The 25,107-nt window shown below is 65.4% G+C and carries 22 protein-coding genes and 1 riboswitch; of the genes, 5 read left to right on the top strand and 17 right to left on the bottom strand.

Annotation, left to right across the window (positions count from 1 at the left end; all coding sequences use genetic code 11):
• From VIQ49_RS14940 to pgl, 4 genes are all read left to right on the top strand, one after another.
• Positions 1-609: transaldolase family protein (locus VIQ49_RS14940; protein ID WP_331885924.1), on the top strand; the 609-nt coding region annotated here is incomplete at its 5' end.
• A gap of 6 nt (positions 610-615) precedes the next feature.
• Positions 616-2,157 carry a glucose-6-phosphate dehydrogenase gene (zwf, locus tag VIQ49_RS14935; protein WP_331885922.1) on the top strand — a complete coding sequence of 514 codons (1,542 nt, stop codon included), beginning with the start codon at positions 616-618 and terminating at the stop codon, positions 2,155-2,157.
• A 28-nt stretch (positions 2,158-2,185) separates the two neighbouring features.
• Complete coding sequence (locus tag VIQ49_RS14930) at positions 2,186-3,109, top strand: glucose-6-phosphate dehydrogenase assembly protein OpcA (RefSeq protein ID WP_331885920.1); 924 nt, start codon at positions 2,186-2,188, stop codon at positions 3,107-3,109.
• A gap of 61 nt (positions 3,110-3,170) precedes the next feature.
• Positions 3,171-3,917, top strand: coding sequence for a 6-phosphogluconolactonase (pgl, locus tag VIQ49_RS14925; RefSeq protein ID WP_331885918.1), 747 nt, complete (start codon positions 3,171-3,173; stop codon positions 3,915-3,917).
• A gap of 16 nt (positions 3,918-3,933) precedes the next feature.
• On the opposite strand, the gene VIQ49_RS14920 is transcribed toward pgl, so the two are convergent.
• Both VIQ49_RS14920 and VIQ49_RS14915 read right to left on the bottom strand, forming a co-directional pair.
• Complete coding sequence (locus VIQ49_RS14920; protein WP_331885916.1) at positions 3,934-5,205, bottom strand: oxygenase MpaB family protein; 1,272 nt, start codon at positions 5,203-5,205, stop codon at positions 3,934-3,936.
• Between the two features lie 143 nt (positions 5,206-5,348).
• Positions 5,349-7,901, bottom strand: a complete 2,553-nt coding sequence (locus VIQ49_RS14915) for a LuxR C-terminal-related transcriptional regulator (protein ID WP_331885914.1) — start codon at positions 7,899-7,901, stop codon at positions 5,349-5,351.
• Between the two features lie 284 nt (positions 7,902-8,185).
• On the opposite strand from VIQ49_RS14915, the gene VIQ49_RS14910 reads away from it, so the two are divergent.
• Positions 8,186-8,596 carry a DUF7144 family membrane protein gene (locus VIQ49_RS14910; protein WP_331885912.1) on the top strand — a complete coding sequence of 137 codons (411 nt, stop codon included), beginning with the start codon at positions 8,186-8,188 and terminating at the stop codon, positions 8,594-8,596.
• On the opposite strand, the gene ppc is transcribed toward VIQ49_RS14910, so the two are convergent.
• The 15 genes from ppc to rpe all read right to left on the bottom strand — a co-directional run bounded on the left by ppc (position 8,593) and on the right by rpe (position 25,037).
• Positions 8,593-11,397 (bottom strand): phosphoenolpyruvate carboxylase, encoded by a 2,805-nt coding sequence (gene ppc / locus VIQ49_RS14905; protein ID WP_331885910.1) that lies wholly within the window; start codon positions 11,395-11,397, stop codon positions 8,593-8,595. The two genes, VIQ49_RS14910 and ppc, sit on opposite strands and share 4 nt — an antisense overlap.
• A gap of 63 nt (positions 11,398-11,460) precedes the next feature.
• Positions 11,461-11,694: a preprotein translocase subunit SecG gene (gene secG, locus VIQ49_RS14900; protein ID WP_331885908.1), complete on the bottom strand. Its 234-nt coding sequence runs from the start codon at positions 11,692-11,694 to the stop codon at positions 11,461-11,463.
• A gap of 138 nt (positions 11,695-11,832) precedes the next feature.
• Positions 11,833-12,621, bottom strand: a complete 789-nt coding sequence (tpiA, locus tag VIQ49_RS14895) for a triose-phosphate isomerase (protein ID WP_331885906.1) — start codon at positions 12,619-12,621, stop codon at positions 11,833-11,835.
• A 1-nt stretch (position 12,622) separates the two neighbouring features.
• Positions 12,623-13,840: a phosphoglycerate kinase gene (locus VIQ49_RS14890; protein WP_331885904.1), complete on the bottom strand. Its 1,218-nt coding sequence runs from the start codon at positions 13,838-13,840 to the stop codon at positions 12,623-12,625.
• Positions 13,841-13,949: 109 nt separating this feature from the next.
• Positions 13,950-14,969, bottom strand: coding sequence for a type I glyceraldehyde-3-phosphate dehydrogenase (gene gap, locus VIQ49_RS14885; protein ID WP_331885902.1), 1,020 nt, complete (start codon positions 14,967-14,969; stop codon positions 13,950-13,952).
• 158 nt (positions 14,970-15,127) lie between these two features.
• Positions 15,128-16,111 (bottom strand): DNA-binding protein WhiA, encoded by a 984-nt coding sequence (gene whiA / locus VIQ49_RS14880; protein ID WP_331885900.1) that lies wholly within the window; start codon positions 16,109-16,111, stop codon positions 15,128-15,130.
• Positions 16,102-17,142, bottom strand: a complete 1,041-nt coding sequence (locus tag VIQ49_RS14875) for a uridine diphosphate-N-acetylglucosamine-binding protein YvcK (RefSeq protein ID WP_331885898.1) — start codon at positions 17,140-17,142, stop codon at positions 16,102-16,104. Before VIQ49_RS14875 ends, whiA begins: the two co-directional genes overlap by 10 nt.
• Entirely contained in the window at positions 17,139-18,053 is a 915-nt protein-coding gene (gene rapZ, locus VIQ49_RS14870) for an RNase adapter RapZ (protein WP_331885896.1), read from the bottom strand. Before rapZ ends, VIQ49_RS14875 begins: the two co-directional genes overlap by 4 nt.
• Complete coding sequence (uvrC, locus tag VIQ49_RS14865) at positions 18,050-20,104, bottom strand: excinuclease ABC subunit UvrC (RefSeq protein WP_331885894.1); 2,055 nt, start codon at positions 20,102-20,104, stop codon at positions 18,050-18,052. Before uvrC ends, rapZ begins: the two co-directional genes overlap by 4 nt.
• A gap of 53 nt (positions 20,105-20,157) precedes the next feature.
• The gene (locus VIQ49_RS14860; RefSeq protein ID WP_331885892.1) at positions 20,158-20,646 is read right to left on the bottom strand and encodes a PH domain-containing protein; all 489 of its coding nucleotides are present in this window, start codon (positions 20,644-20,646) and stop codon (positions 20,158-20,160) included.
• Positions 20,646-21,140 (bottom strand): 6,7-dimethyl-8-ribityllumazine synthase, encoded by a 495-nt coding sequence (ribH, locus tag VIQ49_RS14855; RefSeq protein WP_331885890.1) that lies wholly within the window; start codon positions 21,138-21,140, stop codon positions 20,646-20,648. The genes VIQ49_RS14860 and ribH overlap by 1 nt, the downstream gene beginning before the upstream one ends.
• The gene (locus VIQ49_RS14850; RefSeq protein WP_331885888.1) at positions 21,137-22,465 is read right to left on the bottom strand and encodes a bifunctional 3,4-dihydroxy-2-butanone-4-phosphate synthase/GTP cyclohydrolase II; all 1,329 of its coding nucleotides are present in this window, start codon (positions 22,463-22,465) and stop codon (positions 21,137-21,139) included. Before VIQ49_RS14850 ends, ribH begins: the two co-directional genes overlap by 4 nt.
• Positions 22,465-23,064 (bottom strand): riboflavin synthase, encoded by a 600-nt coding sequence (locus VIQ49_RS14845; protein WP_331885886.1) that lies wholly within the window; start codon positions 23,062-23,064, stop codon positions 22,465-22,467. The genes VIQ49_RS14850 and VIQ49_RS14845 overlap by 1 nt, the downstream gene beginning before the upstream one ends.
• Before the next feature lie 68 nt (positions 23,065-23,132).
• Positions 23,133-23,293: riboswitch (FMN riboswitch) on the bottom strand.
• 62 nt (positions 23,294-23,355) lie between these two features.
• Positions 23,356-24,366 (bottom strand): bifunctional diaminohydroxyphosphoribosylaminopyrimidine deaminase/5-amino-6-(5-phosphoribosylamino)uracil reductase RibD, encoded by a 1,011-nt coding sequence (ribD, locus tag VIQ49_RS14840; RefSeq protein ID WP_331885884.1) that lies wholly within the window; start codon positions 24,364-24,366, stop codon positions 23,356-23,358.
• On the bottom strand, positions 24,363-25,037 hold the full coding sequence (gene rpe / locus VIQ49_RS14835) for a ribulose-phosphate 3-epimerase (protein WP_331885882.1): 675 nt from the start codon (positions 25,035-25,037) through the stop codon (positions 24,363-24,365). The genes ribD and rpe overlap by 4 nt, the downstream gene beginning before the upstream one ends.
• Positions 25,038-25,107: the final 70 nt, after the last annotated feature.

Below are 25,107 nucleotides of genomic sequence, written 5' to 3'. Positions count from 1 at the left end.
GTCGAGCGTTACGAAGGAGTCATGGCCGCCTACATCGAGGGCCTGCAGCAGGCCACGACCGCAGGCCACGATCTGTCGAAGATCCATTCGGTCGCATCGTTTTTCGTGTCCCGGGTGGACACCGAGATCGACCAGCGTCTCGACAAGATCGGTACCGACGAAGCCAAGGCACTCAAGGGCAAGGCCGCACTGGCCAACGCCCGGCTCGCCTACGCCGCCTACGAAACCGTTTTCGGCGGTGACGGATTCACCGCACTGGCCGCGGCCGGCGCCAACGCGCAGCGCCCGCTGTGGGCCTCCACCGGTGTCAAGGACCCCGCCTACCCCGACACGCTCTACGTCGGCGAGCTGGTGGCACCGAACACCGTCAACACCATGCCCGAGAAGACGATGGATGCCTTCGCCGACCACGGCGTCGTGAACACCGAATCGATCATCGGACAGGGCCCGGCATCGCAGCAGGTCTTCGACGCGGTTGCCGCCGCCGGGGTCGACCTGGCCGACGTGTTCACAGTCCTCGAGTCCGAGGGTGTGGAGAAGTTCGAGGCCTCGTGGAAGGAACTGCTCGACGCCACCGCCGAGCAGCTGGCCGCGGGTTCGAAGGGCTGATCGGCCTTGCCCAACCCTCCCGCGGGCCAGTGGGTCAACCCACTGCGCGATGAACGCGACAAGCGGCTGCCACGGATCGCAGGTCCGTGCAGCCTGGTCATCTTCGGTGTGACCGGTGACCTCGCCCGCCGCAAGCTGATGCCTGCGGTGTATGACCTGGCGAACCGGGGGCTGTTACCGCCCGGTTTTGCCCTGGTCGGTTTCGCCCGCCGGGATTGGGACCATGAGGATTTCGGGCGAGTCGTGCATGACGCGGTCCGCGAACATGCCCGGACACCGTTCCGGGAAGACGTGTGGGAGCGGTTGAGCGAGGGTTTCCGGTTCGTCCAGGGAACCTTCGACGACAGCGCCGCCTTCGACAGGTTGAGTGACACGCTGAAGGAGCTCGACACCGAGCGCGGTACCGGTGGCAACCACGCGTTCTATTTCTCGATCCCGCCGGCCGCCTTCCCCGTGGTGTGTGAACAACTTTCGCGCTCGGGGCTGGCGGACCAGACGGAGGACACCTGGCGACGGGTGGTCATCGAGAAGCCGTTCGGTCACGATCTCGAGAGCGCCAAAGAGCTCAATGCCGTGGTCAACAAGGTCTTTCCGGAGAAGTCGGTGTTCCGGATCGACCACTACCTCGGCAAGGAGACCGTCCAGAACATCCTGGCGCTGCGGTTCGCCAACCAGCTGTTCGACCCGGTGTGGAGTTCGCACTACGTCGACCATGTCCAGATCACCATGGCCGAGGACATCGGGCTCGGCGGCCGGGCCGGGTATTACGACGGCATCGGTGCGGCGCGAGACGTCATCCAGAATCATCTGATCCAGTTGATGGCGCTGGTGGCGATGGAGGAGCCCATCTCCTTCGAGCCGCACGAACTCCAGACCGAGAAGATCAAGGTCCTCTCGGCCACCCGGAATATCCTGCCGCTCGACGAGAACACCGCACGCGGACAGTACGAGGCCGGTTGGCAGGGCAGCGAGAAGGTTCCCGGACTGCTGGACGAGACCGGCTTCGCGCACGACTCGACCACCGAGACATTTGCCGCACTCGCACTCGAGGTCGACAGTCGACGGTGGGCCGGTGTGCCGTTCTACCTGCGCACCGGAAAGCGGCTGGGTCGCCGGGTCACCGAGATCGCACTCGTGTTCAAGCGGGCTCCCCATCTTCCGTTCGACCAGACGATGACCGAAGAGCTGAGCCAGAACGCGCTGGTGATCCGGGTGCAGCCCGATGAGGGCATCACACTCCGGTTCGGTTCCAAGGTCCCGGGGTCGTCGATGGAGGTCCGGGACGTCAACATGGACTTCTCCTATGGTCAGGCATTCACCGAGTCCTCGCCCGAGGCCTACGAGCGTCTGATCCTGGACGTCCTGCTCGGCGTGCCGTCACTGTTCCCGGTGAACGCCGAGGTCGAATTGTCCTGGCAGATCCTCGATCCGGTGCTCGAACACTGGGCAGCGTCCGGCAAACCAGATGGCTACGAGGCGGGAACCTGGGGCCCGCAATCCGCAGAAGACATGATGGCGCGGCACGGCAGGGCATGGCGTCGTCCTTGACCGCTCTCGCATCGAAGGAGCGCACCACATGATCGTCGAATTGCCAGACACCAACACCACCGCAATCAGCAAGGAACTCATCAAGGTCCGCGACTCGGGTGGTGCCTTCACCTCGGGTCGCGTCCTGACGCTGCTGGTCAGCACCTACGAGGGTGAGCCGGCAGAAGCTGCCATCGAGGCCGCGAACGAGGCCAGTCGGGAACACCCCTGTCGTGTCATCGTGGTCTCGCGAGCAGACCGCAACGGGCCGTCGCGGCTTGATGCCCAGATCCGGGTCGGTGGCGATGCCGGCGCGTCCGAAGTGGTTGTCCTGCATCTGTTCGGCGATCTGGTCGACCATGGCAAGAGTGTCGTGATCCCGTTCATGCTGCCCGACACCCCGGTGGTGACCTGGTGGCCCGGACACGGTCCGGTGAACCCGGCCGCCGATCCGATCGGTCAGCTCGGTAAACGCCGGATCACCGACTCCACCAAGGCGACCGACGTCGCGGCGACGCTGGCTCAGCGCCTGGCCACGTACTCCCCCGGCGATTCCGACATCGCTTGGTCGCGGATCACCGTGTGGCGGGCACTGCTCACATCGGCCCTCGATCAGCCGCCGCACAGCCCGATCACCGACGTGGAGGTCAGTGGTCCCGCCGATCTGGCCGCCGTCGAACTTCTTGCGGGCTGGTTACATTCGGCACTCGGTGTTCCGGTGACACGGTCGGTCGGCAGTTTCCAGGTGACGGTGAACCGGGAGTCCGGACCGCTGGTTCTCTGTGTCGGTATGGGCAATCAGGCGATCATCTCCATTCCCGGCAAACCGGATGGCAAGGTGGCACTCCCCGACCGAGAACTGCGCAGCTGCCTGGCAGAAGAGCTCCGCCGCCTCGATCCCGATGAGACATATCACTTGGCGCTGCAAGGCATTTCAGGCCTGACCCGCGCCGAGGACAAAATTCACGCATGACAACGTATTCGTATTCGTATTCGTATTCGTGTGTGCGTAAATCAGGAGGTATAGCTCAACGATGAGTATCCATCCAGACGTGGTCCGCCTCGGCGACAAGGACGCCCTTGTCGCCGCGGTCGCCGAGCGATTCATCGCGACCGTGACGGCGGCACAGGCCGCCCGCGGTTTCGCCTCGGTGGTGCTGACCGGTGGAAGCAACGGTGTCGCCCTGCTCGAGGCGCTGGCGAAGGATTCCGGCGACATCGACTGGGCGTCGGTGGACATCTACTTCGGTGACGACCGCTTCGTGCCCGCCGATCATCCCGACCGCAACGCCGGACAGGCGTACACCGCACTCCTGGAGCATGTTGCGGTCAGTCCGGGCCGGGTCTTCGAGATGGCCCCGTCCGACGGTGAGTTCGGTGACGACATCGACGCGGCCGCGGCCGACTACGCGCGGCGTTTGGCAGATCGTGCCGGTGACGGCGAAAGCGTTCCGCAGTTCGATCTGCATCTGCTCGGGATGGGCGGCGAGGGGCACATCAATTCGCTGTTCCCCCACTCCGACGCCACCAGCGAGAGCCAGGCCGCAGTGGTCGCGGTGCGGAACTCACCCAAGCCCCCTCCGGGCCGGATCACGTTGACGCTGCCCGCGATCGCGCGGTCACGCGAAGTCTGGTTCCTCGTCTCTGGCGCAGAGAAGGCCGAGGCGGTGGCGGCCGGTGTCGGCGGCGCGGACCCGATGGACTGGCCCTGCGCGGGTGCCCACGGCACCGAGGAAACGGTCTGGTTCGTCGACCGGTTCGCCGCCGGCAACCTTCCCTGACGCTCCGCTTCGACGGTCAGCGGCGCAGCGCGCTGCCGGCCTCGAATGCGGCTTCCCGGCCTTCCATCTGTGCGGAATGCCAGTTCTCCCGATGACGGCGCATGATTCGTTCGTGTATCCGCGACACCGGAGGGAATACGCGGCGAGCGGTCTCGACCACGGCCACCAACGGATAGCGGGCGATCAGCCAGAGGATCCACGGGAACGCGCTCGGCATGCGGTAGCGACGCCGCGTGAACGGCATCATGTAGATCGCCGAGTACGCGGAATAGATTCCGGCGTTGTACTTTTCACGAAGTCGACGCACACCGGTGTGCCCGTCGCGGGGAGCAAACGCGGCGGGGAACGATTCGATCAACTCGGCACCGTGGTCGCCGGCGTCATGGCTTCGGGTGGCGCCGACCATCGCCAGGAGCCGGAACGAATCCGCGATGGTCTCGGGATACCACTGCGTACGCACACCGAGCAGGTGTCCGAGGTAGCGCTGGTAGTGCAACAGCACGCGGATCTCACGCGGGGTGGTCTGCACACCCACCAGCCACAACGCCGATGCCGGCACGACGCTGCCGCCCAGCAAGGTCAGCAGCTGGTACGACTGGCTGATCGGGATGCCCCAACGTTCGGTGTCCCATTCCGGATGGTCGGCCACGGTCCGCCGGACCCACACGTGCATCACGCGCACTCGCATCGCGGTGGCACGGCCGGGGGAGCCAGGCGTGAGCAACGCCTCGGGTTCGGAGACGTCGATCCAGAATCTGGCGGTCTCGAGGAACCGGCGCAAGGCGTTGTCGCCGGCGTATCCCCCGGCCAGGGACAACGGTGTGGCCACGGCCGCCTCGGTGTACATCTCCAGGGTGATGCCGCCGGCCACACTGAACAGCGACGTGCCCCAGCGACGCCAGATGGCCTCACCTTCGGCGATGAGTTCGGGATCAACCCACTCCGGAACGGTTTCGAACTCCTCGAACAGCGCCACCATCGCCGGGGGTGGGTTCTCGATTGCGTCAAGACCTTCCGTCAGCGCCTTGTCGAGGATCGCCCGCGCGGCCTGCGGCCCGAGCTCGCCGTACACCTCGTCGACAAATCGTTCCGCCACCGGATCGCTGCGGAACATGTCTTCGGCGAAGGTCCGGATATGTTCCTCCGGCGGAAAGAGGTCCTTGCCGGTGACCTTGACGGCCAGCCGGCGCGCGGCCGCGAGGCGGCGATTCTGTAATGCGTCCGGATAACGGAAGGCCGAGGGGAATCCCGGGTCGGTCGTGTCTTGACGGGGCAAGGTGGTGGCCACGCGCTCCTCCTGCTCAGGGTCTCAAGGTGTCGTTGAACAGGCGACCCTGCCTCGGAAGCAACAGGGTGAGACGAATTTGAGCATCCGTCTCAGTGTTCACCGACGACCATACCCTGTCAGGTGGAAGAACTGGCACCTCCAGGTCAGAGCAGGCCGAGCCTCTGCCCGACGGACACCGCGTCACGCCGATGGCGGACGTCGAACTTCCGGTAGATGCCCCGCAGGTGCGTCTTGACGGTGTTCACCGACAAGTGCATCAGGCCGGCGATCTCCTCGGTGGTCCGATCGGTCGCCAGGAAGCGAAGGACGTGGGTCTCTGCCCGGGTCAGAGGCGGATAGTCGCGCGTCGTGCCACGGGACATGACCGCCAGAACCGCATCGGCGTACGCGTTGACCGAGCCGAAACTGCCACGGTATGTCGTGATGATCTTCGCGACCCCTGCCCCACCCTCGACGAGTGGACGCATCACCCCGTGCTCGGCGGCCGTCTCGAGCGCGCGGGTGATCGCCGCATACGACTGGCTCGTCATACCGGCCAACTCACACGCGTGTGCCTCGAGCGCCCAGGCCGCAGCCTCCGTCTGAGGTTGTGCCTCGACACTCTCGAGCAAGGGACTCAACAGCTTTCGCGCCACCTGTGGGTGGGCCTCTTCGACCTCGATGGCCGCATCGATGAGTCTGACCTCGTCCGAGCAGCCGAATACGCGCTCGGCTTTTCGGGCCAGGTCACGCGCCCAGTCGAACCGCTTCACCGACATACACATATAGGTAACCCGCGGAAGCAGGAAAAGTATCGGGAACGCAGTGGGAGTCGACACCAGTGACGCCGACGCACCACTGTAGGCCGCTGCTGTCAGGACGAGCCGATTCGTCGAACCGTCGAACTTCAGGATGTTCAGGGCGATCGGTACGTGGTGACCCAGCACGCTGAACACCTCTCCCCCTTCGGTGACGTCCCCGGCCTGTTCGGCGCCGAGGACGTCGAGTGGCTTGCCCTGCATGAAACGGCCGTATGCTTCCGCGACATGCAGACGCGGCACGTAGGGCGACGCGGCAACCAACGGATCGGCCAGGGAGGCTTCACGGACAGAGGACAGCGCATACCGGGCACGATCCTCCATCAGCGCCGGCAGCCCCCGCCCGCCCGCCACCGATGCCCGATTGGACATGGCGCGCACAACCAAACGATTCAGTCCGGCCGATTTGGCCAGGGCGATGGCGCGGATCGACGACAACTCACCGTCGGCGGATCGGCCCACCCGGGTGTAGACCGCCCCGAGGACCGTATGGGCGTACGCATGTACCGCCCACCCCCGGTCGCCGACGGACAATGCGACATCCTCGGCCAGGTCGATGAGATCTGGTTCACCGCGCTCCAGCGCCACATCCAGCAGCAAGGTCCGGTATAGCAGACTCCCGCCGTCGAACGGGAGGTCGACGTCTGCGAGGACCACACAGTCGAGGTACGACGCGGCGTAGCGATGGTCGCCGTGCTCCATGGCGGCCAGCGCCCGAAGCACCACCGCGATCGGATCCTCGCCGAGTGCGATGCCGCAACCGTCGAGCACTGCCAGCACCTGATCGCGCCGCCCCTGCAGGATCAATTCGACCCCGCTGTGAAAGATCGTCTGTCTCAACAGCTCCGCGTCACCGAGGTGGGCCGCGTAATCAATCGCTTCCGCCGGACGCCGGTGCGCCGAGGCCCAGCGCACCGCCCTCACCTGCAAGGTGCGCCCGAGTTCGGGATCGGTGCGCTGCAATTCGCCGCGCAGGTACGTCGCGATCAGAGGCACGAATCGGTACCGGATCGCATCGTGACTGTCCGACGGAACCGCCACCACGACGCCCAGTCCGACGATCTCGGGGATGTACGCATCAGCATCCGCGCCGTCGATGGCCCTGGCCAGGTCGGCGTCAAAAACCGGCACACTCGACAGCCGCGTCACGAGACGACGCACGCGGGGCGTCATCACCTCCACGAATTCACGCCGTAAGAAGTCGGATATGAGTTTCGGGCACCCCGCGAGCTCCAGCAATCCCAGTTCGACATCGGTTCGGGGCGCCAAGAACACCGCCGCCATCCGGACGAGGATCGCCCACCCACCGGTCAGCTGCCGGACCCGCGCGACCTGATCGGTGGTCGGTCTGAGGCCGTGCTGCCGCAGTATCCGATCGACCTCTGCTGTGGTCAGCACCAGATCCTCGCGCCCGATCCGGGCGCCGACCCCGTCGCCGATCAGGTACTGCCAGATCAGTGGTGGATCATATTGTGCGGCGACCACCACGTTCACGTTCGGAGGACGATGGCGCAAGAAGCGATGGAAGGCGTCGAGCGCAAGGGGGTCCGTCACGGTGTGGGCGTCATCGACCACTACCGTGACCGGACCGCCGGCGCCCGTGGCCTCGGGCAGCTGCGGACCCGCGGTCGCCTCGAGGATGTTGCTGTCGAAGGTGAACGCGTCGACCCCCACCCACATCACCTGACCGACCGGTTCAGACGGTGCGCGTCGACTCAGCCATTGCTCGAGAAAGGTTGTCTTGCCGTACCCACCAGGTGCGCTGAGGAGCACGAGCACACCGGGTTGATCATCGAACAATTCATCAAGGGTGCGCTCGGGACCTATCCGCGCGATTGCGCGGACCGAATCGAGATTCCCGCGCGAAACGGCGCTCGAGTCTGTTAGAGCTTCCGACATGTCCACTCTCTTCCCACTGGGCTCTGCTCGCCACTGGTATTGCGAGATTAACAATGAACAGGCCACGCAGCCCGCAATAGCGCGGCATTGGCGATCAGCGTGGGTTTTATACCGATTGCTCGAAACGGACGATTCCGTCGGCAGACCGCCTTCAGACATCACCCTAAACAGGTGATGTCCGGCGATCGGGACGCATCGATCATGACAAGACCACGTTGGCAATACGTGCTGCCTGATCCGATACTCGGCCCAGGGTTTTGATCATCCGAGCCTAGGAGAATCACATGACCAGCCCGTCCGAACGCCACCCCGTCAAGCAGGGCTTGGCCGGTGGAACTGTGTTTGCCGCCGCAATACTCCTCTTTGTTGTTGCCGTCCTCGGCATTTTCCAGGGTATCTCCGCCATCGTCGAAGATGAAGTCTTCGTGGTCGGTGTGGAATACACATGGAAATTCGATCTGACAACCTGGGGATGGATCCATCTGATCCTCGGTATCGTCGGCGTCGCCATCTCGATCGGCATGTTCACCGGAGCGTCATGGGCCCGCATCGGCGCGATCATCATCGCGGCTCTGTCGATCATCGCGAACTTCCTGTGGCTGCCGTACTACCCGCTCTGGGCGATCCTGGTCATCGCCATCGATCTCGTCGTGATCTGGGCCGTCACCACCTGGAAGAGCGACGAAACCTTCTAACCGCTGTTCCGCAACGCGGTGGCGAGTCCGTTCATGGTGAGCTGAATACCTCTGCGAACCAGATCGGAATCATCGCCACCGCGGTAGCGGCGCAACAGCTCGACCTGCAGATGATTCAGCGGCTCGAGGTACGGGAACCTGTTGAAAACCGACCGCTTGAGGGCGGGGTTGTCGGCCAGCAGATCGTCCGTCTTCGTGATCTTGAAATACATCGCGGTGGTCCGCTCGTGTTCGGCTGTGATCATCCCGAACACCTTCTCGCGCAACGCCTCGTCGGGCACCAAACGTGAATAGTGTTCTGCCAGACCCATATCCGATTTCGCCATGACCTGGGCCATGTTCGACATCACGGTCCGGAAGAACGGCCACTGTTCGTAATAGTGGGTCAGGGTTTCCAGGCGGTGCTCGTCGTCGCCGATCCATTGTTCGAAAGCCGCTCCGGTCCCATACCAACCGGGCAACATCACCCGCGACTGCGACCACGACAAAACCCACGGAATTGCACGCAGGTCGGAGATCTTCTCGGTTTGCTTTCGAGATGCCGGACGGCTTCCGATGTTCAGCGAACCGATCTCTGACAGCGGAGTCGAATTCACGAAGTATTCGACAAACCCAGGCGTTTCGTGGACCAGTTCGCTATAAGACTTTCGGGCGAGCGCGGCGAGTTCGTCGAGAACCGCGTATGCCGATTCCGCTTCGGCGCCCAGACCTTCGGTGTCGAGCAACGACGACTCGATGGTCGCGGACAACAGGGTCTCCAGATTGCGGCGTGCGATCACCGGTTCGGCGTACTTGGCCGCGATCACCTCACCCTGCTCGGTGATCCGCAGCGATCCCTGAACCGCACCCGGTGGCTGCGCCAGGATGGCGTCATAGCTCGGGCCACCGCCACGGCCGACGGTGCCGCCCCGGCCGTGAAAGAGCCGAAGCCTGATCCCGGCCTTCTCGGCAGCTTCGACGAGGTCGAGTTCGGCCCGGTAGAGCGCCCAGTTGGCGGCGAGATAGCCACCGTCCTTGTTGGAATCCGAGTAGCCCAGCATGATCTCCTGCATGCTGCCCTGCTGGTCGACCAGCGCCCGGAACAGCGGGATCTGAAGGGCGGCAAGAATTGTCTGCGCCCCCTGCTGCAGATCTTCGATGGTCTCGAAGAGCGGTACCACCCGGACCGATGAGCTCGGCGGGGTGTCCGGTGAGCCCGGATCGAACAGCCCGGACTCCTTCAGTAGCACCAGCGCCTCGAACAGATCGCTCACCGAGGTGCACATGCTGATGATGTAATTCGGGACCGCTTCGGGCCCATACGCAGAGACGGCGGCGGCCGCGGCCCGGACGATGTCGAGTTCTTTGTTCGCCAGTTCCGACAGCTCGGCGGCCGGTCCGGTCAGCGGCCTTCGGTTACTCAGCTCCGCGGTGAGGATCTCCACCCGCTGCGGCTCGTCGAGGGACAGATAGTCGGGGTGCACACCGGCCCAGGCCAGCAGCTCGGCAACCACTTCCTCGTGGGTGTCGGAGTTCTGCCGCATGTCGAGGCCGGAGAGATGAAAGCCGAAGGCCCGCACCGATTCACGGAGTGTGAGCAAGCGGTCGTCGGCGAGTTCGTCGTCACTGTTCGCGCGTAGCGACACATCGATCAGGTCGAGATCGGCGAGCAACTGGGCGGCGTCGGCATAACTGTCGGCGCCGTCGGGCGGGAAACCGCCGTCGTTGACGGCGACAAAGCGGTCGTCGAACAGCCGGGCCGCGGTCGCCGATAGCCTGGCCCGAATGGCGCGTAAAGCCTTGCGATACGGCTCATCTGCGTCGGTGGTCCCCCGCTCCACGCCCCCGAGCGCGAGTACCGCGTCGCTGACCGCGGTGAGTCTCGACGACAGGCTGAGCTCCTGGGCGAGCAACGTCAGTTCTGAAAGATGATGGGACACAGCGGTTTCTGCTGCACGACGGGTGGCCATTCCGACGATCTCACCGGTGACAAACGGATTGCCGTCACGGTCACCGCCGATCCACGAACCCATCCGCAACATCGGATCGTCGGCAATCCCGGCGGCCGGATAATGCTGCTGCAACCAGGCGCGCAGTTCGGCATTGATACGCGGGATGACCTCGAAGAAACCCGCATCGTAGTAGCGCAGTCCCACTTCGATCTCGTCCTGGATCTGCAGGCGCTCCAACCGGATCAGCGCGGTTTCCCACAGTGTCAGGATCTGCCGGTTCAGCGCGACATTCACGTCGTTGCGTTCGTCGGGTGTCAACTCTGTTCGCCCGGCAAAGCGCATCAGCTCGGTGATCCGGTGCTGTACCTCGAAGACGGTTCGGCGACGGGTCTCGGTGGGATGCGCGGTGATGACCGGGACCACGGTGGCATCTGCGAGGGCCTTGCCGACCTGCTCGTCGGCCAGGCCGGCGGAATCGAGCTTGCGGTAGGTCGCGGCCAGGGACGAATCCTGCGGCGGATCACCGGCCCGGACGTGGATCGCCCGCCGACGCTCGCGATGGATGTCCTCGGCGAGGTTGGCCAGCAGCGCGAAGTGGCTGAATGCGCGGATGACCGAGATGGCGTCGGCGACATCGATGTCGCGGAACAACTCTTCCAGCTCCGCGCGATCGATCTCCGAACGTCGGACCCGGAAAGACTCGACCCGAGCCTTCTCGACGAGGTCGAAAGTCGCTTCGCCGGCGTGCTTGCGCACGATCTGGCCGAGAATTCCGCCGAGAAGGCGGATGTCCTCACGTAACGGCTCGGTCAGTTCTCGATCGGTACTACCTGGTTCCGGACGGGGCACAGCAGGGCGCTTTTCAGTCACCGGTCCAGTATCTCCGGATCGCGACGGGTTGTGCACGCCAACGACCCGTACGACGCGGAGGATTTACGAGAGTTTGATATCGAGACCGATACCGAGGATGAAAATCGTCCAGATGAGCCCGACAAACACGGTCAACCGGTCGAGGTTGCGCTCTACGACGGACGAACCCGACAGGCTCGACTGAACGCCGCCACCGAACAGGGACGACAAGCCGCCACCTTTACCGCGGTGGAGCAAGACCAGAGCGATCAGCAAAACGCTGGTGATCACGAGTCCAATGTCCAGGGCAAGCTTCACGTGTTGATTCCCATCAGATCTGAAGTTCGAGCGGCCGATCTACGACTGTACCCGGCCATACCGCAAAACCCCGAAATGGTGGCTTTTGGCGAGCGTGACCTGCAGTTTTGCTCGCCAAAAGCCACCAGAATCGGAAGGTCAAGGCAACGGACCACCGGCGGCGATGGCCGACAGGGTGGCGAACTCGTCGGACTTGAGCGATGCTCCGCCGACCAGGGCGCCGTCGACGTCGGTCTGCCCGACGATCTCCCCCACGTTCTTGGCGTTCACCGATCCGCCGTACAGGATGCGGACGGAGTCTGCGACCTTCGCGTCGGCCAGTTCCGCCAGCGTCGCACGCAGCGCCGCACACACCTCCTGGGCGTCGCCGGCGCTGGCGACCCGTCCGGTGCCGATGGCCCAGACCGGTTCGTAGGCGATGACGACCTTCGAGATCTCCGCGGAGCTCAGACCCGCGAGGGAGCCCTTGAGCTGCTCGATGTTGTAGTCGACGTGGTCGCCGGCCTCCCGGATCTCCAAGCCCTCGCCCAAGCACACGATCGGGGTCAGCTTGTGCTTGAGAGCCGCCTTGGTCTTCGCCAGCACCACCGAGTCGGTCTCACCGTGCAGGGTGCGACGCTCCGAGTGTCCGACCACCACGAAGGTGCAACCGAGTTTGGCCAGGAACGAGCCGCTGATCTCACCGGTGTAGGCGCCCGAATCGTGCGCAGACAGATCCTGCGCACCGTAAGTGAGCAGCAGTTTGTCGCCGTCCACCACGGTCTGCACGCTACGGATGTCGGTGAACGGCGGGATCACCGTCACGTCGACCTTGTCGAAGTACTTCGACGGCAGGGCGAAGGCGATCTTCTGAACCAGGGCGATGGCCTCGAGATGGTTCAGATTCATCTTCCAGTTGCCCGCGATCAGCGGTTTACGCGATGCCATCTCAGCTCTCCAATACGGTCAGGCCGGGCAGTTCTTTGCCCTCGAGGTACTCCAGCGAAGCCCCGCCACCGGTGGAGATGTGGGAGAAGCCGTCTTCGGGAAGGCCGAGCAGCCGAACCGCGGCAGCGCTGTCGCCGCCTCCGACGACGGAGAACGCCCCGCCTGCGGTGGCACCGATGATGGCCTCGGCGAGCCCCTTGGTGCCGGACGCGAACTTCTCGAACTCGAACACACCCGCAGGCCCGTTCCAGAATACGGTCTTGGCCTCGCCCAGTACCGCGGCGAACCGCTTGACCGATTCGGGACCGATGTCCAGACCCATCCAGCCGTCCGGGATCTCTTCTGCCGACACGACTTTCGACTCGGCATCGGCTGCGAACTTGTCTGCGACGACAACATCCACCGGCAGGTGGATGACATCGCCGAAACGTTCGAGAAGAGATTTGCAGACGCCGATCTGATCTTCTTGCAGCAGCGATCCACCGACCGGCAATCCGCGGGCCGCCAGGAACGTGAACGCCATACCGCCGCCGATCACCAGGGTGTCGACCTTGGGGGCCAGAGCCTCGATGACACCGAGTTTGTCGGAGACCTTAGATCCACCGAGCACAACCGCGTACGGGCGGGCGGTGTCGGTGGTCAGCTTGGCCAGCACCTCGACCTCGGCCGCGACCAGGCCACCGGCGTAGTGCGGCAACAGCTTTGCCACGTCGTACACCGATGCCTGCTCACGATGGACCACGCCGAACCCGTCTGAGACGAACGCACCCTCATCGCCGGTCAAATCCACCAGCGCCTTGGCGAGCTTCTCGCGCTCGGCGGCATCCTTGGAGGTCTCGCGCGGATCGAACCGCACGTTTTCCACCAACAGCACGTCCCCGTCGGTCAGCCCTTCCGACCGGGCGAGGGCGTCACCACCGACGACGTCGGTGGCGAGCTGGACGTTGCGTCCGAGCTCGGCGCCGAGCCGCTCGGCGACCGGGGCCAGCGAAAACGCCGGATCCGGTGCACCTTTCGGTCGACCGAGATGCGCGGTCACGATGACCTTCGCACCCGCATCGGACAGGGACTTGATGGTGGGCACCGATGCCAGGATGCGACCTGGATCAGTGATTTTGCCATTGTCGAGCGGAACGTTGAGGTCGGAACGGACCAAGACGGTCCGGCCTTCCACTCCGGTCTCGAGCAGGTCGGCGAGGGTGGGTACCGAGGTGGTCATCAGATGCGTTGTCTCCGGGCGCTCAGTGTGACGAGTACAGGCAGGATGCGGGTACAGGCGGGATACGGGGTACAGCAGAAATGGCCGAAATCCAAAGGGCGCTAACCCTTTAGAGCGACTTGGAAACCAGGCCGATGAGATCGACGAGGCGGTTCGAGTAGCCCCACTCGTTGTCGTACCAGGACACGATCTTGACCTGGTCGTCGATCACCTTGGTGAGTCCGGCGTCGAAGATCGACGAGTGCGGATCGGTGACGATGTCGGAGGACACGATCGGTGCCTCGGTGTACTTCAGGATGCCCTTGAGCGGTCCCTCGGCAGCAGCCTTCATCGCGGCATTGATCTCTTCGACCGACGCCGACTTGCGCAGGTTCGCGGTGAGGTCGGTGACCGAGCCCGTCGGAATCGGCACGCGCAGTGCGTAGCCGTCCAGCTTGCCCAGCAGTTGCGGGAGGACCAGCCCGATCGCCTTGGCGGCACCGGTGCCGGTGGGGACGACGTTGAGGGCGGCGGCGCGGGCGCGACGCAGGTCGCTGTGCGGGCCGTCCTGGAGGTTCTGATCCTGGGTGTACGCGTGGATCGTGGTCATCAGGCCCTTGACGATGCCGAACTCGTCATCGAGAACCTTGGCGATGGGGCCCAGGCAGTTGGTGGTGCACGAGGCGTTCGAGATGATGTTCTGGCTGCCGTCGTACTTGTCGTCGTTGACGCCCATCACGATCGTGATGTCTTCGCCCTTGGCGGGTGCGGAGATGATGACCTTCTTGGCACCTGCCTCGAGGTGGCCCTTCGCCTTTGCGGCGTCGGTGAAGATGCCGGTCGATTCGACGACGACGTCGACACCGAGGTCGCCCCACGGCAGTTCATTGAGCGGTCCGCGGTGCGCGAGCGCCTTGATCTTCTTGTCACCGACGACGATGGTGTCGTCGCCTTCGAGCGTGACATCCTGCGGCAGGCGGCCGAGGATCGAGTCGTACTTGAGCAGGTGTGCCAGGCTCGCGTTGTCCGTGAGGTCGTTGACTGCGACGATCTCGACGTCGGTGGTGCCCAGCGCCTTCTGTGCCTCGATTGCGCGGAAGAAGTTACGGCCGATCCGGCCGAATCCGTTGACGCCTACCCGAACGGTCACTATGAGCTCCTTAGCTTTGCGTTGTGCTGGGCCATCCTGCGGCCCCGGCCTCTGCGGCAGTGATCAGCCTAGTCGGCGACCGACCACCTGGCACGTCCGGTCCGGACCTGCGGCAGCAGGCCCCGAATCGGGCGGGCCGGGCAAACCCTGATGACTGTCTATTCGTCGTCGAGGAGGTCGGCGGTGACCGCCGACTCGGTGTCCGGGATGCCTTCGACCCGGGCCTTCTTGTCCGCCATCGACAGCAGCCGTCGAATGCGTCCTGCCACAGCGTCTTTGGTCATCGGCGGATCAGCCAGCTGACCGAGTTCCTCGAGTGAGGCCTGCCGGTGCGTGATGCGCAGCTGACCGGCGGAGATGAGGTGGTCGGGAACCTGATCGCCGAGGATCTCCAGCGCCCGCTCGACCCTGGCGGCCGCGGCCACCGCGGCGCGGGCGGACCGGCGCAGATTGGCGTCGTCGAAGTTCGCCAGGCGGTTGGCCGTCGCCCGGACCTCACGCCGCATCCGGCGCTCTTCCCAGGTCAACCGGGTGTCCTGCGCACCCATCCGCGTCAGCAGCGCACCGATGGCTTCGCCGTCCCGGATCACAACCCGGTCGGCACCGCGGACCTCTCGGGCCTTCGCGGTCACTCCGAGTCGGCGGGCGGCGCCCACCAGCGCCAACGCGGCTTCCGGACCGGGGCAGCTGACCTCGAGGGCCGACGAACGGCCGGGTTCGGTCAGTGAACCGTGGGCCAGGAATGCACCCCGCCAGGCCGCTTCGGCGTCTCCGACGCTACCGCCGACCACCTGTGCCGGCAGTCCACGTACCGGCCGGCCGCGCATGTCGAGCAGACCGGTCTGACGAGCCAGTGCCTCGCCGTCCTTGGTGACCCGCACGATGTAGCGAGCGCTCTTGCGGATGCCGCCGGCGCTGAGGACGTGAACCTCGGAGTTGTATCCGTAGAGGTCGAAGATCTCGCGCCGCAATCGGCGCGCGACGTTACCCAGGTCGACCTCGGCCTCCACAACCACCCGGCCGGCCACTATGTGCAGCCCGCCCGCGAATCGCAGCAGCGCCGAAACCTCTGCCTTTCGGGAACTCACCTGCGTCACCGCCAGCCGACTCAGTTCGTCTTTGACCGCGGATGTCATCGCCACCGGACGCGTTCTCCCTCTTTGGATGTCGTTTCAACTTTCGATCGGTAGCCTGCCGATTCACTATCGCACAGAGCGACTACGAGAGCCGCAACCCTCCCCGGGTCGTGGGTATGGGTTCCGGCTACCGCGAGTTCGCCATCGTGAAGCGTAGCGCCGAACTTTGCGGCCGCACGTTCAACGTGTTCGCGCTCCGATCCGACGGGCACGGAACCGGAATCGACGATCACGTGATCGACCCGGAAATCGTCGGCGTGGGCGAGCAGGACGTGCAGGTGCCGTTCCACCGAGAATCCCGTTGTCTCACCGGGCTCCGGCGCCAGATTGACGATCAGCATCTTCGTCGCCGACGTCCGCTTGAGGGCGGCGAGCTGATCGGGGACGAGGACGTGCGGGATGACGCTGGAAAACCAGGAACCCGGCCCGAGGACAACCAGATCGGCGGTCTCGATCGCTTCGATCGCTTCCGGGCAGGCCGGCGGCGGGTTCGGGGACAGACGAACACGGCGCACCTTGCCCGGGGTCGTGGCCACCGCCACCTGCCCCCGGATCGGCCGGCTTATACGCGGGTCTTCCTCGAGCCCGGAGACGTCCGCCTCGATCTCGAGCGCAGTGGTCGCCATCGGCAGAACCCGGCCGCGGACGCCGAACAGCGTGGTCATCATCTCCAGCGCCGCCACCGCGTCACCGGTCGCCTCGGTGAGCCCGGCCAGCAGCAGATTCCCGACCGGATGCCCGGCCAGCGCACCGCGTCCACCGAAACGGTGCTGCAGCAACGACGCCCACTCCTGGGGTCCGCGCACACCCGGTCCGGTCTCGGCGACATCGGTCGGCGGTTCGGTGGCCGAAAGCAGGGCCGCAATCGCCATCCGGAGATCTCCGGGCGGCAGTATCCCGAGTTCGGATCGCAGCCGGCCCGAGGAACCGCCATCGTCGGCGACCGTGACGACCGCGGTCACGTCGTCGCTCAACAGGCGCATCGCGGTCAGTGTTGCGTACAGGCCGTGCCCTCCCCCGAGAGCCACGATCTTCATTCGCGTCCCAGGTCGCGGTGGGCCACCCGCACCGAGAACGCACCCTCGGCGTCGGTCGCCTTCGACAATGACGCCGCGAGGGCTTCGGTGATCGCGACGCTGCGGTGTTTGCCGCCGGTGCACCCGATGGCAACGGTCATGTAACGCTTGCCCTCCCGCCGATATCCGGCACCGACCAACCTGAGGATCTGTTCGTACTTCTCGAGGAACTCCGGTGCCCCCTCCTGTCCCAGGACGTAATCGCGGACCGGTTGCTCCAGGCCGCTGTGGTCCTTGAGTTCCGGAACCCAGTACGGGTTGGGCAGGAAGCGGACATCGGCGACCATGTCGGCATCGATCGGCAGGCCGTATTTGAATCCGAACGATTCGACCACCACGCTCACGTCGGCGACGGAGGCCTCGGCGTAGGCGCCCTCGATGATCACCCGGAGTCGCTGCACGGACAGTCCGGAGGTGTCGATGACCAGATCGGCCCGCTCCTTGACCGCGGCCAGCATCGCGCGCTCGGTCACGATCGCGGAGATCAGAGTGCCCGTGCCCTGCAAGGGATGCCGCCTGCGAACCTGCTCGAAGCGCTGGACCAGTACCTGATCGGAGGCCTCGATGAACACCACCCGGGGTTCGATGCCGACCCGGTCGAGATCGGCGCGCAGGGTCTCCAGCACCGACGCGTAGGAGTTGTCCTGGATACGCATCACGATGGCCAGCCGGGAGATCGCCGAATCGGCGCCGCTGGCCAGTTCCACCATCGAACCGATCAACGTGTGCGGCACGTTGTCCGCGACGTACCAGCCGGCATCCTCGAGGAGGTTGGCCACGGTGCTGCTGCCGGCGCCGGACAAACCGGTGACCAGCAATACGTCGGGGGCCTGTGCGGGCGGCGGCGTGACCGCGCTTTCGACTTCACTCACGGTGTGGGTCCTGTCTGTTCGCTGGTCTGATTATGTTCGACAAGCGCCGCTTGCACTGCCCGTGCGGTCATCTGGCCGATCCCCGGAACCTCTGCGATCTGCTCGACGGTGGCCTTGCGCAGATTGGCCACCGATCCGAAATGGGAGACGAGCGCCGTGCGCCGCGCACTGCCCAGCCCGGGCACGCCGTCAAGCGCCGAGGCCGTCATCCGCTTGCTGCGCTTGCTCCGGTGGAAGGAGATCGCAAAGCGGTGGGCCTCGTCCCGGACCCGCTGCAGCAGGAAGAGGGCCTCGCTCGTGCGGGGGAAGATCACCGGATCATCATCGCCGGGCACCCACACCTCCTCGAGGCGTTTGGCCAGACCCACCACGGCCACATCGCTGATGTTCAGTTCGTCGAGCACGGCTGCGGCTGCGTGGACCTGCGGCGCACCACCGTCGACCACGAACAGGTTGGGCGGATACGCGAATCGGCGCGGCCGTCCGGTTTTCGGATCGATCGCGGCTTCGGGAGCGACGTCGCCCCCGTCTCCTCCCTCAACCGCAGCACCTTCTGCGCCGGCACCTTCTCCCCCACCGACGGCACTCGGCTGTCCGTCGGCGACATCGATCCGATGGCGCAGGAACCGGCGCCGGGTGACCTCCGCAATGGATGCCACGTCGTCGGAATGCCCTTCTCCGGCGGCCTCTTTGATCGAATAGTGACGATAGTCGGACTTGCGTGGCAAGCCGTCCTCGAACACCACGAGCGAGGCCACCACATCGGTGCCCTGCACATGCGAGATGTCGATGCACTCGATGCGCAGCGGCGCGGCGTCGAGACCGAGGGTGTCCTGGATCTCCGTCAGCGCCGCAGAGCGGGTGGTCAGGTCGCCGGCTCGCTTGAGTTTGTGCTGGGCCAACGCGTCGGCGGCATTGCGGTGCACGGTTTCCATCAGTGCCTTCTTGTCACCGCGCTGTGGGATCCGGAGGTCGACGTTGCTGCCGCGCAGCCCGGACAACCAGACGCGGACCTCATCCGCATCGGGCGGAAGTGCCGGGACGAGAACCTCCCTGGGCACGGGATCGGCGCTGGCGTGTCCCTCGTCGACCGACACCGACTCGGCCTGATCGACCTGCTCGCCGTAGAACTGGGTGAGGAATTGCCCGACCTGGTCGGCGAGGTCGTCGTCGCCCGACTTCTCGACGATCCAGCCGCGCTGCCCGCGAACCCGGCCGCCCCGGACGTGGAACACCTGGACGGAGACCTCGAGCTGATCCCCCTCGATCGCAACAAGGTCGGCGTCCGTGCCGTCTCCCAGAACCACCGACTGGCGTTCCAGTGCCCGGCGCAGGGCGGCGACGTCGTCACGCAGGCGGGCGGCCCGCTCGAAATCGAGATCGGCCGACGCACGTTCCATCTGGCCCTGCAGCGTGTTGATCATCCGATCGGTGCGGCCGGCCAGAAAGTCGCAGAAGTCCTGCACGATGACGCGGTGTTCGGCGGCGCTGACCCGATTGATGCACGGTGCCGCGCACTTGTCGATGTAGCCGAGCAGGCAGGGCCGGTCGATCTGGCGATGACGTTTGAACACACCCGAAGAGCAGGTGCGGGCCGGGAACACCCTGGTCAGCAGATCGAGGGTCTCCCGGATCGCCCAGGCATGTGAATACGGTCCGAAGTAACGAACGCCCTTTCGCCGGGGTCCGCGATAGACGAACAGCCGCGGATACTCCTCGGCCATCGTGACGGCCAGCATCGGATAGCTCTTGTCGTCGCGGTAACGGACGTTGAAGCGCGGATCAAACTCTTTGATCCAGTTGTATTCGAGCTGGAGCGCCTCGACCTCCGTCGCGACCACGGTCCACTCGACCGAGGCCGCGGTGGTCACCATCTGGCGAGTCCGCGGGTGGAGCGACGTCAGGTCGGCGAAGTACGACGTGAGACGCGAGCGCAGGCTCTTTGCCTTGCCCACGTAGATCACTCGCTGATGCGCGTCCCGGAACTTGTAGACGCCGGGGGCGGTGGGGATGCTCCCCGGAGCCGGGCGGTACGTCGTCGGGTCAGCCACGAATCCAGGCTAGTACCCGAGCCCGACAGTCGGTAAATCTACTGGCCGGGCGCTCAGTCCTGCGCGCCGAACCGGTCGTGAAGAATCCGAACCTCGGCCATGGCCGCGACCGCACGTTCGCCGTCGTTCGCCTGGATGGCCAGGATCGGCACGTGCTCGTCCTCGGGCAGTTCCAGTCGGGCCCAGCTACCGCTGCGCGGATACCGGATGCCCTCGATGACGGACCAGTCAAAAACCCGTTCGTTGAACAGATTCCGCACCGCGACACCTTCGGCCCCGATCCGGATCCGGGCCCGCGCGATCAGCATGAACGATCCACCGATGATCACTCCGAGGCCGACCATCGCTATCTGGTCGGCGATCTTGAAATCGACACCGGTGTCGCCGACGTGGAGCAGCAGCGCGATGATCAGGTGCGCGAGAATGACCACCGCGGCGGCGACCATCGCATAGCGCGGCGACTTACGGGGTCGATAGTTCATCAGCCAGCGGGGCTCGTCGGTCACCGCAGCCCTGGCATTCGATCTCTCTCGCGAACTCATCAGATCCCGGCGTGGTGCTCACCGCGCGACAGGGCGCGCAGTGTCAGTGCCGACGCGATCGCCGCGGTGGCGGCCTGAGCACCCTTGTCTTCCTTCGAGTCCGGCAGACCCGCGCGGTCGAGGGCCTGCTGCTCGTTGTTGGTGGTGAGCACGCCGTTGCCGACCGGGGTCGACTCGTCGAGCGACACCCGGGTCAGACCGCTGGTGACCGCATCACAGACGTACTCGAAGTGCGGTGTGTCGCCGCGGACGACAACTCCGAGCGCAACCACGGCATCGTGATTGCGGGCCAATGCCTGCACGATCACGGGCAGTTCGATGGCACCGGCCACCCGCACGATCGTCGGATCGGTGATCCCGACCTCGGCAGCCGCCTTGGTGGCGCCGTTGAGCAACGATTCGCAGATCGTCGTATGCCATTGCGAGGCAACGATGGCCAGCTGCAGAGCGCTGGCATCGCCGAGATTCAGGGTTGGTTCTCCGGCACCGCTCATGCTGGGTTGCCTCCGCTCAGTTCGGTGTCGTGGTTCAGATCATCGCCGTGATGGAGGTCGTCGAGTCCGACGAGGTCGTGTCCCATCCGGTCACGCTTGGTGCGCAGGTACCGCAGATTCTCCGCATTGGGCCGGACCGGCATCGCCACCCGCTCGGTGATGTGCAGGCCGTAGCCGTCCAGACCCACCCGCTTGGCCGGGTTGTTGGTCAGCAGCCGCATCGACGAGACGCCGAGATCGACGAGAATCTGGGCGCCGAGGCCGTAGTCGCGGGAGTCGGCGGGAAGGCCCAGCTCCAGATTTGCGTCGACGGTGTCGGATCCGGCGTCCTGCAGCTGGTACGCCTGCAACTTGTGGAGCAGCCCGATGCCCCGGCCTTCGTGTCCGCGCATGTAGAGAACGATCCCGCGTCCTTCGGCCGCCACCATTTCCATGGCGGCGTCGAGCTGTGGGCCGCAATCGCAGCGCAGCGACCCGAAGACGTCACCGGTCAGGCATTCCGAGTGCACACGGACCAGCACGTCGTTGCCTTCGCCATCGGTTCCGGCCACGTCACCCAGGACCAGGGCCACGTGCTCGACCTCGTCGTAGATGCTGGTGTAACCGACAGCGCGGAAGGCACCGTGTCGCGTGGGAATCCGCGCATCGGCGACCCGGACGACATGCTTCTCGTGGCGACGACGCCAGGCGATCAGATCGGCGATCGAGATCAGCGCCAGGTCGTGCTCGTCGGCGAAGACCCGGAGTTCGGGGGTCTGCGCCATCGCACCCTCGTCCTTCTGGCTGACGATCTCGCAGATCACGCCGGCCGGAGCGAGATCGGCCATCCGGGCCAGATCCACGGCTGCCTCGGTGTGACCGGGGCGGCGCAGTACACCGCCCTCTTTGGCGCGCAGCGGCACCACGTGACCGGGGCGGGTGAAGTCGTTGGCGGAAGTGGTTCGATCCGCGAGCAACCGCATGGTCGCCGCCCGGTCGGAGGCACTGATACCGGTGCCGATCCCCTCGCGGGCATCGACGGTGACGGTGTACGCGGTGCCGTGCTTGTCCTGGTTCACCGAGTACATCGGCGGCAGTCCGAGCCGGTCGCAGTCGTCGCCATCGAGCGGGACGCACAGGTACCCCGAGGTGTACCGGACCATGAACGCCACCAGTTCCGGTGTGGCCATTTCCGCGGCGAAGATCAGGTCGCCCTCGTTCTCGCGGTCCTCGTCGTCGACGACCACCACGGCCTTGCCCGCGGCGATGTCGGAGATCGCACGTTCGATCGTGTCGAACTTCGTGCCCTGTTGCAGCCCGGAACCGGCGCCCACCTGGTTGCTCATCACTCCACTCCGATCGCAGATAGCCGTTCGACGTATTTGGCTATCACGTCGACCTCCAGGTTAACGACCACCCCGGCGACCGCATCGCCCAAGGTCGTCAACGCGAGAGTGGTTGGGATGAGTGAGATCTCGAACCAGTCCGGGCCGATGGTCGAAACGGTGAGGGAAACACCGTCGACCGTGATCGATCCCTTCTCTACGATGTAGCGCGCTATGGAGCCGGCGGTCCCGATACGCACGACGGTCCAGTTCTCACCGGGTGTGACCGATTGCACGGTTCCGATGCCGTCGACGTGGCCCTGGACGATGTGGCCGCCGAATCGCCCACTGGCGGGCATCGCGCGCTCCAGATTGACCGGACTGCCGGGGCCGAGGTCGGCCAGTGAACTGCGCCGGAGGGTTTCACCCATCACGTCCACGGTGAAGGCGCCGTCGCCGGAGAGGTCGACGACGGTCAGACACACCCCGTTGACCGCAATCGAGTCTCCGTGGCCGGCATCGCTGGTGACCAGCGGGCCCCGAACAGTGAACCGCGCCGCGTCGGTCAAGTCTTCACGCGCCACAATGCTGCCGCGTTCCTCGACGATTCCCGTGAACATCGCCTACTCCTTCAAATCGCGTGTGCGATCTCAGGGCGGCACATGGCGGGTCGCGTGGACCCACCAGGTGGAGTTCTCTCACCTCCGGACTATGACCGTCGGCTCCGGGATCTCACCGGAATCTGCTCGACCCCTCACCGGGTGAGGGCGCTCGCGGGCTCGGTGTCCGAACTGACGTCGATTCACCATTACCGCCGGTGGGGAATTACGCCCCGCCCCGAGAACTTCCAACATAGAAACTATCACACCCGGTATATGCCCTGATCTGGGCGGACATCGGGAAACTGCCGGTCAGAGGGTTGTGGTCAAGGTGAGCAGAACGTCGTCGCCGAGTGTTTCGACACCGTCCGTGGTGAACCGCCGGGCCGCGGCCAGGGTCAGGACCGAGGGGTCGACCACCGCGGACGCTCCCCCGCCGATCACCAGCGGCGCCAGATACGCCTGGACGCGATCGACGAGTCCGGCGGCGAAGAACGCCCCCAGCAGCGTCGCGCCACCTTCGACCTGAACGTTGGTCAGTCCGCCGAGTTGCTCGATCACCCGGGCGGGATCGTGCTCGGTGATCTGCTCGGTACGCGCACTCGAGTCGAAGATCTTGGCGTCCGCCGGGATCTCCCGCCGTCCGACGATCACCCGCAGCGGCTGATGTTCGCGCAACGAGCCGTCGGGGTACCGGGCCGTCAGCGACGGGTTGTCGGCGAGAACGGTTCCGGTGCCGACGACGATGGCGTCGATCTGCGCCCGCTCGTCGTGCACCCGCTCGCGCGCCGCGCTTCCTGTGATCCACTGACTGGTCCCGTCGGGTGCGGCGATCCGGCCGTCGATCGATGCCGCGAACTTCGCGGTCACCATCGGGCGGCCGCGGTCCTGCCGGAACAGCCACTCCCGCAACGGCCCTTCCCGCACCTCGTCGACACCGACACCGGCCTGGACCGCGATTCCGGCTTCCTCGAGCCGGGCGTGACCCCCGCCGGCCAACGGGTTCGGATCCGCCACCGCGTAGACCACCGCGCGGACACCCGCCGCGATCAAGGCCTCGGTACACGGACCGGTGCGCCCGGTGTGGTTGCAGGGTTCGAGGGTGACCACTGCGGTCCCACCCGCGGCACGCAAACCCGCTTGTCCGAGTGCAACCACCTCGGCATGAGCGCCGCCCGGCGGCTCGGTGTGTCCGACGCCGACGACGGCCCCTTCGGTGTCGAGGATCACCGCGCCCACCGGTGGATTGGGGGTGCTCGGACCACGCCCGCCGTACGATTCCGTGATCGCCCGGCGCATCGCGTCGCCGATCAGCCCGGTCATGCCAGCGCTCGCCCCGAAAGTGCTTGGGCGCGGAGCGATTCGACGGCTTCTGCGGGATCGGCTGCGCCGTATACCGCGGAGCCGGCGACAAAGCAGTCGACGCCGGCCTCGGCGGCCTGTTCGATGGTGTCGGCGTTGATCCCGCCGTCGATCTCCACCAGGATGCGCAGTTCGCCGGCATCGACCAGCGAGCGCACGCGGCGCACCTTGTCGAGTACGCCGGCGATGAACGACTGCCCGCCGAACCCCGGCTCGACGCTCATCACCAGCAGGGTGTCGAAGCTCTTGAGGATCTCGAGGTAGGGGTCGAGGTCGGTGCCGGGTTTGATGCTCAGGCCCGCCTTGGCGCCCGCCGCGCGAATGTCCTTGGCGACCGCGATCGGATCATCGGTGGCCTCGGCATGGAACGTGACGTTGTACGCACCGGCCTCGGCGTAGCCCGGAGCCCAGCGCGCCGGATCCTCGATCATCAGGTGGCAGTCGATCGGGATGTCGGTGGCCTTCAGCAGGCTCTGCACCACCGGCAGTCCCAGGGTGAGGTTGGGTACAAAATGTCCGTCCATCACGTCGACGTGCAGCCAGTCGGCACCTTTCACCGCGTCGGCCTCAGAACCGAGCTTTGCGAAATCGGCGGACAGGATGGACGGCGCGATCATCGGTGGAGTCTGCATGACCGCAATCCTATGTGCCCCGCAGACGCTCCTGTTCTACGAGGACGCTCCGGTTGCACCCGGAGCGTCC

The sequence above is a fragment of the Williamsia sp. genome (assembly GCF_036566845.1).
GTDB lineage: Bacteria > Actinomycetota > Actinomycetes > Mycobacteriales > Mycobacteriaceae > Williamsia.
This window is presented reverse-complemented; position numbering and strand designations above follow the sequence as displayed.